Raw genomic sequence first — 16,463 nt, forward strand, 5'->3', positions numbered from 1 at the left:
GGAGCACGACAGGTGCCGTCATTTTCGAACACCCTCGAGCAAGCCATTCATTCGGCTCTGGCGCTGGCGAACGCCCGCCGCCATGAGCTTGCGACGCTGGAGCATCTGCTTCTGGCCCTCGTCGATGAACCCGACGCGGCCAAGGTCATGCAGGCCTGCAGTGTCGATCTGGATGCGCTGCGAAAGACTTTGGTGGATTTCATCGACGACGACCTTTCGACCCTTGTCACCGATGTTGACGGGTCCGAGGCCGTGCCGACCGCCGCATTCCAGCGCGTGATCCAGCGCGCCGCGATCCACGTCCAGTCGTCCGGCCGCACGGAAGTGACCGGCGCCAACGTGCTGGTCGCGATCTTCGCGGAACGCGAATCCAATGCGGCCTATTTCCTGCAAGAGCAGGACATGACCCGCTATGACGCGGTCAACTTCATCGCGCATGGCGTGGCGAAGGATCCGTCCTACGGCGAATCCCGCCCGGTTCAGGGCGCGACCGAGGCCGAAGAGGAAACTCAGACGGCCGAGGATGAACAGAAGGGTGAAAGCGCCCTGGCGAAGTATTGCGTCGACCTGAACGCCAAGTCGAAGAAGGGGGACGTCGATCCCCTGATCGGGCGCGCGCAGGAAGTCGAACGCTGCATCCAGGTCCTGTGCCGCCGGCGCAAGAATAACCCGCTGCTGGTGGGCGATCCCGGTGTCGGCAAGACCGCCATCGCCGAAGGTCTTGCGCACAAGATCGTCGCCAAGGAAACGCCCGACGTTCTGAAAGGTGCGACCATCTACTCGCTCGATATGGGCGCGCTGCTGGCCGGCACCCGCTATCGCGGCGATTTCGAAGAGCGGCTGAAAGCCGTCGTGACCGAGCTTGAAGAGCATCCCGATGCGATTCTGTTCATCGACGAGATCCACACCGTGATCGGCGCCGGCGCCACGTCCGGCGGTGCGATGGACGCATCGAACCTTCTGAAGCCCGCGCTTCAGGGCGGCAAGCTGCGCTGCATGGGCTCGACCACCTACAAGGAGTTCCGTCAGCACTTTGAAAAGGACCGCGCGCTGTCGCGCCGGTTCCAGAAGATCGACGTGAACGAACCCACGGTCGACGATGCGGTGAAGATCCTGAAGGGTCTGAAGCCGTATTTCGAGAAGCACCACGAGATCAAGTACACCTCTGATGCGATCAAGTCGGCGGTTGAACTCTCGGCTCGCTACATCCACGACCGGAAACTGCCGGACAAGGCCATCGACGTTATCGACGAGGCCGGCGCCGCGCAGCATCTGGTGGCGGACAGCAAGCGTCGCAAAACCATCGGCGCGAAAGAGATCGAGGCCGTCGTCGCCAAGATCGCCCGCATCCCGCCGAAGAACGTCAGCAAGGACGATGCCGAGGTGTTGAAGGATCTGGAGGGCACGCTGAAGCGCGTGGTCTTCGGTCAGGACAACGCGATCGAGGCGCTGTCGTCCGCGATCAAGCTGGCCCGTGCCGGCCTGCGCGAACCGGAGAAGCCGATCGGCAACTACCTGTTCGCGGGCCCGACCGGCGTCGGCAAGACCGAGGTGGCCAAGCAGCTGTCCGAGTCGCTCGGGGTCGAGATGCTGCGCTTCGACATGTCGGAATACATGGAGAAGCACGCCGTTTCGCGCCTGATCGGTGCACCTCCGGGATATGTCGGCTTTGACCAAGGCGGCATGCTGACGGACGGTGTCGACCAGCACCCGCACTGCGTGCTTCTGCTCGACGAGATCGAGAAGGCGCACCCGGATGTCTACAACATCCTTCTGCAGGTGATGGACCACGGCAAGCTGACCGACCACAACGGTCGCACGGTGGATTTCCGCAACGTGATCCTAATCATGACGTCGAACGCTGGCGCTGCCGAACAAGCCAAAGAGGCGATGGGCTTCGGCCGCGATCGTCGCGAGGGCGAGGATACCGCAGCCATCGAACGTCAGTTCACGCCGGAATTCCGCAACCGTCTGGACGCGGTCATCTCGTTCGGCCCGCTGCCGAAAGAGGTTATTCTGCAGGTGGTCGAGAAGTTCGTGCTGCAACTGGAAGCCCAGCTTCTGGATCGTGGCGTCGCGATCGAGCTGACCAAGCCGGCAGCCGAGTGGCTGGCCGAAAAGGGCTACGACGACAAGATGGGCGCCCGCCCGCTTGGCCGCGTGATCCAGGAGAACATCAAGAAGCCGCTGGCGGAAGAGCTGCTGTTTGGCAAGCTCGCCAAGGGCGGTGTGGTGAAGGTTGGCGTCAAGGACGGCAAGATCGACCTTCGGGTCGAAGAGGCAGGCGCGCCGCGCATCGCCTCGAAGAAGCCGCCGCTTCTGACCGCCGATTGATCCAGCTTCGACAGAACACAGAAAAGGGCCCCGTTTCGGGGCCCTTTTTCGTTTCGGACACCAGCGCCCGATGACCGGCGCCATCGGTGCCGCTTCCGATCCGCGTGCGCAATCGCGGGGCGATGGCCGCAGCCCGTCGGCCGCCTAAAGGATCGCCACACGCTCGACCCTTTCCGGGTCGGGAAAGGGGCGATACAGGCCGTATTCGACCGTTTCGACCATGCCGTGAACCTTTTCGTAAAGCTCTGACACGTCGGCGGAACGGGAACAGGCGTGTCCGAACAGGTCGTCCAGCGCGGCAAGGCCCTGCACTTCGATTTCCAGCACGAAATCGCGATGCGATGCCGAAGCGAGGTTCAGTTTCCGTCGCAGCAGCCGCCACCGCAGGATCAGCCCTTCGGCCAGAAGATGTTCCATCCACCGTTCCAGCGCGCTGGCAAAAACGATCGCCTTGGCGTCGTTCTTCAGGTCGATCATGCAGTGATACAGGTTCATGGCAGCCCCTTTGTCCGCGCGGAGGTACCAGCCGCGCGTTTAAAAGAGGTAAAGACCGATCTCCCCGGCCCTGCCGCTATTTCTCTGTCAGCTTCAGCTCGATGCGCCGGTTCTGGGCGCGGGCCTCGGGGGTGTCGCCCTCGGCGATGGGCTGCCACTCGCCGAAGCCCGTGGCGGCCAGCCGGTCGGGCGCGAAGCCAAGCTCGTCGATCATGAAGCGCACGACCGACAGCGCGCGGGCTTGGCTGAGTTGCCAGTTGTCTTCCCACCGGCCACCGCGCACGGCGGTGTCATCCGTGTGCCCGTCGACCCGCAGCACCCAGTCGATCTGCGGCGGGATCTCGTCGGCCACGTCCGCCAAGATCTCGACGACGCCCGCGATCTGGTCCTTGCCGGCCTCGGACAGTTCCGCATCGCCCACTTCGAACAGCACCTCGGACGAGAACACGAAGCGGTCGCCCTCGACCCGCACGCCGTCGCGGCCCGACAGAAGCTGTGACAGAAGGCCGAAGAACTCTGACCGGAAGCGTTCCAGTTCCTCTTTCTGGCGTTCCAGCTCTAGCCGCAGCGCCTCTTCCGCGTCGGCCCGGCGGCGTTCTTCCTGCGCGGCGCGGGCCAGCGCGGCGTTCAGCTGCGCGCCCAGCGCCTCGATCTGCACGTTCGACTGCGCGTCTTCTTCGGCGGCAAGATTCAGCATCGACTGCAGCGTGGCGATCTGGCGGCGCAGCTCGCCTACCTGTTCGTTCAGCGCCTGTATCCGGCGCTGGTCCGCGGCCGTGGCGACCTCTGCCTCTCCCAGTCGTTCGTTCGCGGTGGCCAGCAGCAGGTCGTTGCGTTCCTGTTCGGTCAGCGCGGCTTCGGCCGCCCGTTCGGCGCGGCGTTGCGCGGCAAGCGCGGCGGCAAGCTGGTTGCGCAGGTCTTCCTCGCTGATTTCGGCCGACCCGCTTAGCGAGGTCAGTTCCGCCTGCGCGGCATCCAGTTCGGCCTCGGCCTCGGACTGCGCGGCCAGCGCGGCCTGCAACCGTTCCGTCAGGTCCTCTTCCGCCGCGCGGGCCGCCGCCAGCAGGGTCAGCGTGTCCTCGGCCTCTTGCCGCTTTTCCTCCAGCGCCAGCGACATCGCGGTCAACTCGGCATCCGACTCTTCCAGCCGTGCCTGCAGCGCCTCGGCCGCAGCCGCGTCGGCCAGCCTGGCGGCTTCTTCTTCCGTCAGCTCGGTCTCGACCTCTGCCAGCTGCGCGCGAAGCTGCTCGGCGGCGGCGGCTTCCGCCAGCCGCTCGGCTTCGGCGTCGGTCAGGTCCGCCTCGGCGGCTTCAAGGCGCGCGCGCAGTTCGGCGGCAGCAGCCTCTTCGGCCAACCGGGCTTTTTCGGCCTCGTCCAGATCCGCTTCGGCGGTGGCGTACCGGCGCCGCAACTCTTCCAGCGCAGCCTGCTCTGCCAGCCGAGCCGCCTCGGCATCGCTAAGCTCGGTCGCCATTTCTGCCATCGCGCGCCGCAGCTGTTCAACCTCGGCCAACCGCGCGATCCGGGCGGCGTCGGTTTCTCCGACCGTCTCTTCCAGCGCCGCCAACCGCGCGCGCAGGGCCTCTGCCGCCGCTTCCTGCGCCAGTTGCTCGGCCTCGGCTTCGCTTAGTTCGGCGCGGGTGTCTTCCAGCTGGTCTTGCAACAGGGTCGCCGTCTGCTCGGCATCGGCCTCGCGTTGGGCCAGTTCCGCCTCCAGCCGCACGATGCGCTCGGCCAGCGTCTCGTTCTCGGCCGTGGCGGCGGCTGCCGCATCCTGTTCCGTCAGCAGGCTGTCGCGCAGCGCGGCCAGTTGGTCCAGCGTATCCTGCTGGCTGTCGGTCGCCTCGGTCAGGCTGGCGGTCAGCGACACGATCTGCTCGCGAAGGCTGGCAGCCTCGTCCTGGACAGTGGCAAGGGTCGAGCGCTCTTCGTCCAGCGCTGACTGCATCAGCGCCAGCCGGTCGTTCAGGTCCGCGTTCTGCGTTCGCGCGCCTTCAAGCTGTGCCAACGACCGGACCAGCGACGCATCGCGGTCGGACACCTTCTGTTCAAGATCGGCGACCAGCGCCTCTAGTGCCTCGCGTCGCGCGGCGGCAAGGCGCGCGGCCTCGACCTGTTCGTCGATCTCGTCGCGGGCCTGCGCCAGCGCCAGCTGAAGCGCCTCTTGCTCTGAAATCAGCTCGGCATTCTCGCCCTGAAGCTCGGACAGGTCGGCGGCCAGCGCCTCTCCCTCGGCGCGGGCTTCGTCGCGTTGCGCCAGCAAGGACGCGACCTGTTCCTCGAACGATGCGATCCGGGCGGCGCGGGCTTGCAGCTCCTCGGTCTGGCCGGCGATCTCGGCCTGCAGGTCGGCGATCAGCGACGCTTGCGCTTCTCCCTGCGCGCGGGCATCCGCCAGCGTGGCGTTCAACGACCCAAGCTCGGTTTCCAAGGCTTCGTTTCGCCGTTCCTCGACCCCCAGCGCACGGGCCAGCACGTTGACCTCTGTCGCCAGCGCGTCGAGTTCGTCTTCCTGACCGTGGATCTGTTCCTGCAACACGAACTGCACCACCATGAAGATGGTCAGCACGAACATCAGAACCAGCAGCAACCCCGTCATCGCGTCGACGAAGCCGGGCCAGATATTGCCCGACATGCGGTTGACGGATCTGCGGGTCAGCGGCATCGGCCTAGCCCTCTGTCGCTGCGCGTGTCAGCTCTCGGACGGCCTCTGTCAGCGCGGCAATGTCCGAGCGCAGGTTGATCGTGGATTCCTGCCGTCCGGCGGACATCTCTTCGAGAATGCGCAAAAGCTGCACGTCCATCGACCGCAGGCGCATCCGGCTTTCCGCGTCCATGCCGCCCCCGCCGCCTTGCGACGATTGCTGGTCCAGCACCTCGACCAGACGCTGCTGACCATCGACCACGCGTTCCAGCATCCGCCCGCTTGAATCGTCGCGGTCCAGCTGCGCCGCGACGCGTTCAAGACTGTCCGCCAAAGAGCCAAGCCGCTGATCCACCTGACTGCGGGCGATGTCGGACTGAGCGATGATCTCGCGCAGGCCTTCCATCTGGTTGTCCATGTGTTCCAGCACCGCGATCACCGCGTCCTGTTCCGTCGTCGCATCGGAATCGCCGGACGAGATGCCCAGACGCGTGATGGTGGACACCCATTCTTCCAGCTCGCGGTAGAACCGGTTCTGGCCGTGGCCCGCGAACAGTTCCAAAAGCCCGACCACCAGCGACCCGGCCAGGCCCAGCAGCGACGACGAGAAGGCGACGCCCATGCCGCCCAGCTGCGCCTCGAGCCCGGTCATCAGCCGGTTGAACACCTCAAGCCCCGACTCGCCGCCTTGCGGCGCCAGCGAGCGGATCGTGTCGACAACGGCGGGCACGGTGGTTGCAAGGCCGAAGAACGTGCCCAGAAGGCCGAGAAACACCAAAAGGTTGGTGATATAGCGCGTGATGTCCCGGATCTCGTCGATGCGGGTGGCCACCGAATCGAGGATCGACCGCGACGAGGCCGCGCTGATCTGCATCCGCGCGTCGCGCCGCCGCAGCAGGGCGGCCAGCGGCGCCAGCAGGCGCGGCGCGTGACCCGACCGGACCTCGGGGTCGCCGCCGGCGAAACCGACGATCCAGTTGACCGACCGGACAAGCTGGAACACCTGCGCGAAACACGCGACGATGCCGACGAAGAACACCAGCGCGATGAAGCCGTTCAGGTAGAGGTTGGCGAGGAATACCGATTCAACCCGCGGAAACGCGAGATAGCCCCCGAACGCAACGAGGCCCAGTACGATCACCATCGAGACGATCTGCCGGATCGGCTGTGAAAAATACGGCGCGGCCTCGCGCTCCGTCTGCACCATGAGAAGCGTTTCCCGGGAATGCCTTTTGCGGCAACGATATGGGGGATTAACCCCGGTGCCAACACCTGTGGCGGGATTAAAGCACTATAATCAGACGGATTCCGCCAGTGTGCGGACCCTGTGCGACAGCCAAAGCAGATCCGGGTCGTCGATCCCAAGTTCTTGCAGGTGTGATTGGGTGTTAAACAGGTACTCGGTGTTCGGCCCGCGTCCGCCGACGGCGGTCGAAATCACCTCGGCCTGCCGTTCCAGCGCAAGGCCGCCACAGTACTGAACGTGGTCGGTGTCGACGACATAGACCACCGCCTCGACCTCTTCGCCGTCGGCAAGACGAAGCGGCAGCATCCGTTCGACATAGGCGGACGAGACCAGTTCGCGTTCCCGCAGATAGTCCAGCGTCCGCGCTCGGTGCAGCCCCGGCACGCGAAATCCAAGACCGTGGCATTCGGCGTCTTCGTGCGGGTCCAGCGCAAGGACAAGCCCGGGGTGTTCCGGCGTGCCCCGGTGATGGATCGACCACATGCAGAAGGTCCGGGCATAGCCGGTCAGGGTCGCAAGTTCGCGCCGGTCATACTCGAAACCGGGGTTCCACATCAGCGAGCCATAGCCGAAGACCCACAAATCCGCGTCTGTCATCACGTTTGCCCTTTTGCCTCGGGGCCTTATAAACACGGCCGGGCAGGCAGGGCAAAGGGGTCATCATGCGCTCGTTCATGATCGGGATCATCGCGGTGTTCTGCGCCGCCCTGCTGTGGTCGGGCTGGTGGTGGTACGGCTCGACCGCCGAGGAACGCGCCGTGGCGGCGTGGATCGGCCGGACCGATGGCGTCAGCGCGCGGGTCGTGTCGACAACGGGCTTTCCCAACCGGTTCGACACCACGGTGACCGAACCGGAGATCCGGGGGGATCGGCTGGACTGGTCGACGGGGTTCGTGCAGATCTTGCGGCTGTCCTATCGCCAGGGACGCTATATCCTTGCCTTCGACACGACGCAGCGGATCGACACCGTCGATCAGATCCTGACCTTCGAATCCGATCAGGCCCGTGCCAGCGTGGCGCGGGACGATGACGGCGCCCGGTCGAGTTTCGTGATCGACGCGCCCGTTCTGACATCGTCGGCAGGCTGGAGCGCGGCGGCGAACGCGCTGCTGTTCGCGACGCGACCCAGCGGCGACGGGACCGAGTTCGGACTGGACCTGCGCACGCTGGAGTTCGACGGCGTGACCTCGGACGTGCACCTGCAGGGCGTGTTGACCGAAGGGGCCAGCGGCCAGCCTACGGGCGAGTTGCTGCTGAAGGTCGGTCATTGGCCGTCGTTTCTGGCGTTGCTTCGGGCCGTCAACGCGGTGACGCCGGACCAGTTCGACCTGCTGTCGCAGCCGACAGAGGAACGGGTACAGATGACGGTCACCCTGACCGATGGCGCGGTCAACCTAGGCGGCGTCGACATCGGTACGCTGCCGGTCCTGCCGCTTCCCCTGCCCTAGTCCGGCGATCCTGCCGCGAAGGGTCCGCCTTAGCGGCAGTAGGGACCGTAGCCGTGCTTGGCGACATCCAGATGCAGGTGATCCTGATGCTGCGCGTCGGACTTGGGCCCCAGCACGGTGCCGAAGGTGCCGCACGCGCGGGCGTGGATCGTTTGCAGGATCGGTCCGGCAACCCGGTCGCGCCAGCCCGCAAGGACCGTGTGTACGGTGCCGTCCTTCAGGATCAGGGCCGAAATGTCGATGGCCTTGCCCTTGCCGTGTTCCGACACCGGGGCGCCCGGAACGTGGTTGCGGGTCCGGCAGGTGTAGCTTCCGGCAACGCGAAGCGCGGCCAGCCCGCCGCCGGTCTTGCCCACGGTCGGGATGACGGTGTTGGTGACCCAGCTGCGCAGTGCGCCAGCGGTTTCACAGCTGACCGTCGCCGGCGTGGTCAGCGCCACGCCGTCCACCGCCGTGATGCGGACCGGGTTCTGCAGGCCGCAGCCGGACATCTTCGCGGGGATCGGCGGGATCGCCTGACCCCGGATCGCCGGATCGCCGCAGACCGAACCCTCGGTCGGGTACTTGTTCTTGTTCGGCGCGCGGAAGATCGTCGCCAGCAGACCCTTCGGCCGCCCCGGCGGCACGGTCGGCGCGGGCGTGGCGACGGGACCGGAACTGGCCGTCACGACCGCGGCAGGTGCCTCGGGCGAAGGCGCACGCACGATCACGCGCGGGCGCGGAACGGGGACCGGCGACAGGATCAGCCCACGGCTGACCTCGGCGACCTCGGTCGTGTCGTCGGTCGCGGGATCGGCAGCATCCGCTTCGCCCTCGGGCAGAACCGCGGCGGGGACAAGATCCGCCGGGCGCAGCATCGGAAGGCGGCTCGACACCTCGACCGTTTCGACAGGGGCTTCGTCGGACGCGGCAACGTCCGCCACTTCCACTTCGGCCTCGGGCGTGTCGATCACGGGCGTCTCGTCCGTTTCGGCGACGGCCGTGGCAGGTTCGTCCGTTTCAGGCTCCGCCTCGGCGGCGTCTTCGGCAAGTGCTGCGATCTCTTCCTCGGTCAGATCCTCCGACGCGTCGCCTTCGGCGAAGGGCACGGGCACCTCGACCTCGGCCAGCTCGGGCTCTGTTTCGGGGCCGGGTTCGGGGCTGTTTTCGGGCAGCGGATCTTCGCCCATCGTCGCGGCAATCTCGGCATCCGGGTCAAGATCGGCGGGCCGGATCACCGGCGTAACCGCTCCCAAAAGCGCGCCTTCCGGGTCCGGACGGGTCATCGGGGCGATCGAGATCTCCGGCGCCTCGGCCAGTGCCGGCATCGCGCCAGCGACAAGAATCGCGGGTAAGATCAGGTAACGGAAGTTCATTTCCGGCTCGTTCCTCTTCCGAAGTCGGGGGCTTCGGTATCTTGCCCGGCCTCGATGATCCCGCGTCGGATCGCACGGGTACGGGTAAAGTAATCGAACAGTTGCTCTCCGTCACCTGTCCGGATCGCCCGCTGCAGCGCGAACAGTTCTTCGGTGAACCGTCCAAGGATTTCCAGCGTGGCTTCCTTGTTGGTCAGGAACACGTCCCGCCACATCGTCGGGTCCGACGCGGCGATCCGGGTGAAATCCCGGAAACCTGCCGCAGAATACTTGATAACCTCTGAATCCGTGACCCGCCGCAAGTCGTCGGCCACGCCCACCATCGTGTAGGCGATCAGGTGCGGCGTGTGGCTGGTGACGGCAAGGACAAGGTCATGGTGATCCGCATCCATCTCTTCGACATTGGCCCCCATGCCTTCCCACAGGGCGCGCAGGTTGGCCACGGCGCCAGCCTCGCAGCCGGCATCGGTAATCAGCAGGCACCAACGGTTCTCGAACAGGGTCGCGAAACCGGCATGCGGGCCGGAATGCTCGGTCCCCGCCAGCGGGTGACCCGGCACGAAATGCACGGTGTCCGGCAGATGCGGCGACACGGCTTCGACGACGTGTTTCTTGACGGACCCGACGTCGGTCACCGTCGCGCCCGGCTTCAGGTGCGGCGCGATCTCGGCGGCAATGGCGCCCATCGCACCAACGGGGACGGCCAGCACGACAAGGTCCGCGTCCTTCGCCGCCTCGGCCGCGGTCTCGGTCACGCGGTCACACAGGCCCAGCCCGACGGCGACGTCGCGCGTGTCCTTCGAGCGGGCGGTGCCCACCACCTCGCCCGCAAGACCGTGCGCTTTCATAGCAAGACCCATCGACCCCGCGATCAGCCCCAGACCGATCAGCGCGACCCGTTCGTAGACATGGCTCATGCGCCGGCTCCTTCTGCGCGCGCCTCCATGAAGCCACCGATGACATGCGCCACCCGGCGGCAGGACGCCTCGTCCCCGACCGTGATGCGCAGGCTTTCGGGAAAGCCATAGCCACCGACCCGCCTCACGAGGATACCCGCCTCTTTCAGCGCGGCGTCGCAGGCGGCGGCCTCGTCCTCGGAGGCAAAGCGCGCAAGGATGAAGTTCGCATGCGCCGGATCGGACGGCACGCCTTTGGCGGCCAGTGCATCGGCCAGCCAGGTCCGCAGGCGGGTATTCTCGGCAAGGCACTTCTCGACGAAGGCGCGGTCGCGCACCGCCGCCTCTGCCGCGGCCAGCGCGGGCACCGACAGGTTGAACGGTCCGCGAATGCGGTTCATCACGTCGATGATCTCGCGGTCGGCATAGCCCCAGCCGACCCGCAGCCCGCCCAGCCCATAAGCTTTCGAGAACGTCCGCAGCATGACGATGTTCGGCTTCGCATCCACCAGCGACACGCCGCCGTCATAGCCGCGTGCGAACTCGGCATAGGCGCTGTCGATCACCAGGATCGCCGTCGACGGCACGCCGTCCGCAAGCCGCGCCAGTTCCGCGTCGGTCAGGATGGTCGAGGTCGGGTTGCCCGGGTTGGTGATGAACACCAGCCGCGTTTGCGGGGTGCAGGCGGCCAGCACCGCATCGACATCGACGCGACGGTCGCGCTCCGAGACCATGACCGGCGAGGCCCCGGCCGCGCGGGCCGAGATCTTGTACATCGAAAACCCGTGTTCGGTGTAGATCACCTCGTCCCCCGGCCCGGCATAGCACTGGCAAAGGAAGTGGATGATCTCGTCCGACCCGACGCCGCAGATGATCCGGTCCGGATCCAGCCCGTGAACTTCGCCAATCGCCGCGCGCAGGGCAGCGTGATCCGTCGGGGGATACCGGTGCATCAGATGCGCCGACCGCTTCAACGCCTCCATCGCCTTCGGGCTGGGGCCGAAGGGGTTCTCGTTGGACGACAGCTTGATCACGTCGTCGCGGCCCTCGATCGAGGATTGTCCGCCGACGTAAAGCTTGATGTCCATGATGCCGGGTTGGGGCTGAATGCCGGTCATTTTAACGGTCTCCTTCAGCGGTCGTCATAACGGCCCGGTTGCCGCTGCGCCAGCGACAATGCGGCGCACGGGAATATGTCGTGAAATCAATGGTCGACGCGCCGCGATACCGCCCGACAGCACACGCCGGACGCGGGGCGCCGCGTCTCATTTCTTCGCGCCGATCTTCGGTTCGGTTCCGGCCAGAAGCCGCGAGATGTTCGCCCGGTGTTTCATCCAGATCAGCACCGCCATCACAAGGATCAGCACCGCCCCGTGCCAATGGTAGAAGATCAGCGCATAGACGGGCGAAAGCGCCGCCGCCACCAGTGCAGACAGGGACGAGATCCGGAACACCAGCGCCACCACCAGCCACGTCGCACAGGCGGCAAGCCCGACGGGGAAGCTAAGCGCCAGCAGCGTGCCAAGGAAGGTCGCCATGCCCTTGCCGCCGCGAAAGCCAAGGAACACGGGCCACAGGTGACCCACCATCGCGAACAACGCGGCGACGCCCGCCACGTCTTCTCCGACCAGCCAGCGCGCCAGCAGCACCGCCGCCGCGCCCTTGCCCGCGTCCCCGATCAGGGTCAGCAGGGCCGCCAGCTTGTTGCCGGTGCGCAGGACGTTGGTCGCGCCGATGTTGCCAGACCCCATGCTGCGCAGATCGCCCAGCCCGAAGACCCGCGCCATCACAAGCCCGAAGGACACCGAGCCCAACAGATAGGCCAGCACGGCCGTCAGGAACATCTGCAACATCAAATCACCCCGTTTTTCGCGCGGCCAATCTGGCCAAAAACGCGCCCCGAGGAAAGGCCCGCTTTCGGGGTCAGTCCGCCCCGGCCTCTGCAAAGCGCGGCAGGCTTTGCTCGATCCAGTCCGCGAACTCGCGTAGGCGGTCCGCCGCCTCGACGCCAAGCGGGGTCAGGCGATAGTCGACGCGGGGTGGGATCTCGCCGTGGTCGGTGCGCAGAACCATCCCGGCGCCACACAGGTTCGACAGCGTTTCGGCCAGCATACGTTCCGATATGCCGCCGATGCTGCGTCGGATCTCGGCAAAGCGGAAGGTCCCGTTCTTCAGCACGATCAGGATCAGCGGCGCCCAGCGGCTGGTCAGCAGGCGCAGCACCTCGCGCGAGGGGCATTGCGCCGCAAGCACGTCGGGGGTCATCGGTGTCGTGGTCATGCGGGGTCTCCGGTCGGGGGTGATGCGGGCAGGCCGGGCGGTCTGTGCACGCGCGCAGGGCGCGGTCTATTACGCGCCAAGGCACTTATCAATATGTAAGTACTTACTATCCGTAAGCAAGGCGCTTATCCTTCCGTCATACAACGAACGACCGGAACGAAAGGACGTTATCATGACCATCGCAGTAACCGGGGCCACCGGCCAGCTTGGACGCCTCGTGATCGAGGGACTGAAGGAAAAAGGCGCAGAGGCCGTCGCGCTGGTCCGCGACCCGGCCAAGGCGGACGGCATGGGCGTGCCCGCACGCAAGGCGGATTACGATCAGCCGGACACTCTTGAGCCCGCGCTGGAGGGTGTCGATACGCTGCTGCTGATCTCGGGCAGCGAGATCGGACAGCGCGCGCGCCAGCACAAGGCGGTGATCGACGCGGCAAAGACCGCCGGTGTAAAGCGTATCGTTTACACGTCGCTGCTGAATGCCCCCACCAGCACCCTGTCGCTGGCTGACGAGCACCGCGCGACCGAGGCGATGCTCGCGGACTCCGGTCTGTCGGTCACACTGCTGCGCAATGGCTGGTACACCGAGAACTACACCGGATCGGTGCCGCCCGCCGTGGCGAACGGTGCCTTCGTCGGCAGCGCCGGTGACGGACGTATCTCGTCCGCGACCCGCGAAGACTTCGCGGCGGCCGCCGTCGAAGCCCTGACCGGCACCGGGCACGAGGGCCAGACCTACGAACTGGCGGGCGACGAGTCCTATACCCTGTCCGAACTTGCCGCCGAGATTTCGGCGCAGACCGGCAAGGACATCCCCTATGCCGACATGCCGCCGGCGGAATACGCGAAGATCCTTGAAAGCATCGGCCTGCCTGCCGGGCTTGCCGCGGCGCTGGCGTCCTTCGACGCCGAAGCCGCCAAGGGTGTTCTGTATTCCGAGGACAAGACGCTGTCGAAACTGATCGGCCGTCCGACGACTCCGCTGTCCAAATCGGTGGCTGCGGCGCTGGCGTAACGGATAGACAGATCTTCCAGACGATCGTTGGCAGCAGGAATCTCTAGAAAATCCTGCTGCCGACCGCCGCGAGATCCTCGCGGAACCGCTCTGTTTCCTCGGCCCTGCGCACCGGGTCGGGAAGCCGCAGCAGGAACGACGGGTGCACCGTCACCAACACCGGGCCGTGGGGCGTGTCCTCGACGGCCCCGCGCCGTTTCAGCAGGCCCTCGCGGCGGCCCGTCAGGCTGTGCAGTGCGGTCGCGCCCAGCGACAGGATCAGCGCGGGTTTCACCAGCTTCAGCTCTGCCTCCAGCCACCATTTCGCATGTTCGATCTCTGTCCGGTTCGGCGGTTCGTGCAGTCGACGTTTGCCGTCGCGACGGAACTTGAACTGTTTGACCGCATTCGTGACATACGCCGCACGACGGTTCAGACCGGCCTGCCCCGCGATGTCGTCGAACAACTGCCCCGCCGGTCCGACAAAGGGTCGGCCCTGCCGGTCCTCGTGATCACCGGGCTGTTCGCCGACAATCATCAGCCGGGCGTCCTGCGGCCCCTCGCCCAGCACGATCCGGCCCAGCCCCTCGGGCAGATCACGGCTGTCAGCCTCGGCGCGGGCGCGTAGCTCGTCCCAGCCGATGGCCGAGCGCGTGGCGTGCAGCCGGTCGAGAATCCGTTCCGCCCGAACCGGCGGCAAGGCGGGCATCGCGGCCTGCATGGCTTCGGCCCGCGCCTGCGCCCCGGCGATCAGGTCGGGGATGTGCCGCGCCTCTGGCAGGTTCTTCCAGTACTTCTTTGGCATCTCCGAGGTCATCGCCTGCACCTTCACCCGCGCCGGGTTGAAGATGTTGCGGAAATAGGTGCCCCACAGCGCCTCGGCGCCATCCTCGGGCAGGTCGGGACGCGGCTGGCCCTCGGCAAAGCTGACCCGGCCATCTTCGAACCGGGCGGTGACGTCCGGGGTGGCGATGATCCAGTCCATGTCACCGAAACGGCCGGTGAAGAACGGCGCCGTGGGTTCGACCGTGTGATGCGACGGTTCGAACCACGCGGCAAAGGCCCGCCGTCCGCCGGGCCCGGTTCCGATGTCGCGGAACCGCACGAAGGCCTTCATCTTGTGGGCACAGCGGTTCACGTTCTTTTCCATCGCGCGCAGGCGGGCAAGGTCGGCTTCGCCCCGGTCGGACAGCAAGCGCGGCTGGCGTTTGACCCGCAAAAGGAAGGCGTACAGCCGTGCGAAGCGTTCCGGGTCCGAATGCCACACGACCCGCGACGCAAGGTCGACGAACCCTTTCGGCACGGTTAACCCAGACGACGCGGTGACAGGCTCTGCCGCCCCGCCGAACAGGTCGTCCACCGCATCCTCGCCGAACCGCCACAGCACGTCCTCGGGCCGCACGCCTTCGGCCAGCAGGCCGCGCGCGGCGTCACGCCAAGCGGGCCACGTGCCGATCCGAGGAAGCTGCACCGTGCGCATGGGTCAGAACAGCGAAAGCTGCTCGGGCGGCGGCGCGAACCGGGCGCGCAGGTCGGCGCTGTCGGTCAACGCACCGGGCCGCCAGTCGCGCAGCACGATGAACGGGCGCGCGTGTTTCAGGTTGGCGCCCATGCGCTGAAGGTCCTCATAGCGCAGCGTGCGGTGCCGCCGCGTGGCCAGCACGCGCTTGACGGTCTTGGTGCCAAAGCCCGGCACCCGCAAAAGCAACTCCCGCTCGGCGGTCTGGACCTGCACCGGAAACCGGTCGCGATGCGCCAGCGCCCACGCCAGCTTGGGATCGACCTCTAGGTCGAGGTTGCCGTCAGGCCGCGCGCCGGTGATCTCGTTCACGTCGAAGCCGTAGAAACGCAGCAGCCAGTCCGCCTGATACAGGCGATGTTCACGCAGCAGCGGCGGCTTGATCAGCGGCAGCTTGGCAGAGCTTTCGGGGATCGGCGAGAAGGCCGAGTAATAGACGCGCTTCAACTTGTGGTCGCCATACAGCCGCGTCGACTGGCCAAGGATCGTCCGGTCGGTCGACTCGTCGGCGCCCACGATCATCTGCGTCGACTGCCCGGCGGGTGCGAAGCGCGGCGGGCGTTTGCCGGTGTGGCTGCGGTCTTTCGATTCCGCGCGCTTGGCCTTCACCTCTGACATTGCCGCGTTGATCGTCCCGGCGTCCTTTTCGGGGGCGTAGGCTTCCAGCGCGCGCACGGTCGGCAGTTCGATGTTCACCGACAGGCGGTCGGCAAACAGCCCCGCCTGCTGGATCAGCTCCGGCGCCGCATCGGGAATGGTCTTCAGGTGGATATAGCCGCGAAACCCCTCGCGTTCTCGCAGAAGGCGGGCGATCCGCACCATGTCCTCCATCGTCTTGTCGGGCGAATGGATGATGCCCGAGGACAGGAACAGCCCTTCGATATAGTTGCGACGGTAGAATTCGATGGTCAGGTGCACGACCTCTTCGGGGGTGAAGCGGGCGCGCGGAGTGTTGGACGACACGCGGTTCACACAATAGGCGCAGTCGTAGATGCAGAAGTTCGTCATCAGGATCTTCAGCAGGCTGATGCACCGTCCGTCGGGGGCATACGCGTGACAGATCCCAGACCCCGTGGTCGAGCCAAGGCCGCCCGAACGGCTGTCCCGCCGGGTCGTGCCGGAGGATGCGCAAGACGCGTCATAGCGCGCAGCGTCCGAGAGAATCGCAAGTTTCTGATCAAGGGTCCGGGGCATGTGTTCATGCTATGTTCACTTTCCCGGCGCCGCAATGGGGCAAGCGATCACGATTTTGACG

14 protein-coding genes are annotated in these 16,463 nt (G+C 66.2%); 3 read left to right on the forward strand and 11 right to left on the reverse strand.

Annotated elements, in window-relative coordinates:
- Positions 1–12 precede the first annotated feature (12 nt).
- Positions 13–2,334, forward strand: coding sequence for an ATP-dependent Clp protease ATP-binding subunit ClpA (gene clpA, locus P1K30_RS17635; protein WP_275634080.1), 2,322 nt, complete (start codon positions 13–15; stop codon positions 2,332–2,334).
- 144 nt (positions 2,335–2,478) lie between these two features.
- Here the strand turns inward: clpA and P1K30_RS17640 are convergent, their stop codons facing one another.
- From P1K30_RS17640 to P1K30_RS17655, 4 genes are all read right to left on the reverse strand, one after another.
- Positions 2,479–2,829, reverse strand: coding sequence for a DUF6614 family protein (locus tag P1K30_RS17640; RefSeq protein ID WP_275634081.1), 351 nt, complete (start codon positions 2,827–2,829; stop codon positions 2,479–2,481).
- Between the two features lie 76 nt (positions 2,830–2,905).
- Entirely contained in the window at positions 2,906–5,494 is a 2,589-nt protein-coding gene (locus P1K30_RS17645; RefSeq protein WP_275634082.1) for a peptidoglycan -binding protein, read from the reverse strand.
- 4 nt (positions 5,495–5,498) lie between these two features.
- On the reverse strand, positions 5,499–6,680 hold the full coding sequence (locus P1K30_RS17650) for a biopolymer transporter ExbB (protein ID WP_275634083.1): 1,182 nt from the start codon (positions 6,678–6,680) through the stop codon (positions 5,499–5,501).
- 90 nt (positions 6,681–6,770) lie between these two features.
- Positions 6,771–7,316, reverse strand: coding sequence for a gamma-glutamylcyclotransferase (locus P1K30_RS17655; RefSeq protein ID WP_275634084.1), 546 nt, complete (start codon positions 7,314–7,316; stop codon positions 6,771–6,773).
- Positions 7,317–7,381: 65 nt separating this feature from the next.
- Between P1K30_RS17655 and P1K30_RS17660 the strand changes: the two genes are divergently transcribed.
- Complete coding sequence (locus P1K30_RS17660; RefSeq protein WP_275634085.1) at positions 7,382–8,167, forward strand: DUF2125 domain-containing protein; 786 nt, start codon at positions 7,382–7,384, stop codon at positions 8,165–8,167.
- Positions 8,168–8,196: 29 nt separating this feature from the next.
- Here P1K30_RS17660 and P1K30_RS17665 read toward each other — a convergent pair whose 3' ends face one another.
- The 5 genes from P1K30_RS17665 to P1K30_RS17685 form a co-directional block, all read right to left on the reverse strand.
- A complete protein-coding gene (locus P1K30_RS17665) occupies positions 8,197–9,522 on the reverse strand; it encodes an extensin-like domain-containing protein (RefSeq protein ID WP_275634086.1) in 1,326 nt (441 codons plus the stop codon).
- Positions 9,519–10,439, reverse strand: coding sequence for a prephenate/arogenate dehydrogenase family protein (locus P1K30_RS17670; protein WP_275634087.1), 921 nt, complete (start codon positions 10,437–10,439; stop codon positions 9,519–9,521). Before P1K30_RS17670 ends, P1K30_RS17665 begins: the two co-directional genes overlap by 4 nt.
- Positions 10,436–11,536 (reverse strand): histidinol-phosphate transaminase, encoded by a 1,101-nt coding sequence (hisC, locus tag P1K30_RS17675; protein ID WP_275634088.1) that lies wholly within the window; start codon positions 11,534–11,536, stop codon positions 10,436–10,438. Before hisC ends, P1K30_RS17670 begins: the two co-directional genes overlap by 4 nt.
- Positions 11,537–11,683: 147 nt before the next feature.
- Positions 11,684–12,271, reverse strand: coding sequence for a glycerol-3-phosphate 1-O-acyltransferase PlsY (gene plsY / locus P1K30_RS17680; RefSeq protein WP_275634089.1), 588 nt, complete (start codon positions 12,269–12,271; stop codon positions 11,684–11,686).
- A 70-nt stretch (positions 12,272–12,341) separates the two neighbouring features.
- Entirely contained in the window at positions 12,342–12,698 is a 357-nt protein-coding gene (locus tag P1K30_RS17685) for a winged helix-turn-helix transcriptional regulator (protein WP_275634090.1), read from the reverse strand.
- A gap of 172 nt (positions 12,699–12,870) precedes the next feature.
- Here P1K30_RS17685 and P1K30_RS17690 point away from each other — a divergent pair, with 172 nt between their 5' ends.
- The gene (locus P1K30_RS17690) at positions 12,871–13,710 is read left to right on the forward strand and encodes an SDR family oxidoreductase (RefSeq protein ID WP_275634091.1); all 840 of its coding nucleotides are present in this window, start codon (positions 12,871–12,873) and stop codon (positions 13,708–13,710) included.
- 43 nt (positions 13,711–13,753) lie between these two features.
- Here P1K30_RS17690 and P1K30_RS17695 read toward each other — a convergent pair whose 3' ends face one another.
- Complete coding sequence (locus P1K30_RS17695; protein ID WP_275634092.1) at positions 13,754–15,169, reverse strand: UdgX family uracil-DNA binding protein; 1,416 nt, start codon at positions 15,167–15,169, stop codon at positions 13,754–13,756.
- Positions 15,170–15,172: 3 nt separating this feature from the next.
- A complete protein-coding gene (locus tag P1K30_RS17700) occupies positions 15,173–16,402 on the reverse strand; it encodes a putative DNA modification/repair radical SAM protein (protein WP_275634093.1) in 1,230 nt (409 codons plus the stop codon).
- Between the last annotated feature and the right edge of the window lie 61 nt (positions 16,403–16,463).

It is taken from the genome of Psychromarinibacter halotolerans (assembly GCF_029168315.1).
Lineage (GTDB): Bacteria > Pseudomonadota > Alphaproteobacteria > Rhodobacterales > Rhodobacteraceae > Psychromarinibacter > Psychromarinibacter halotolerans.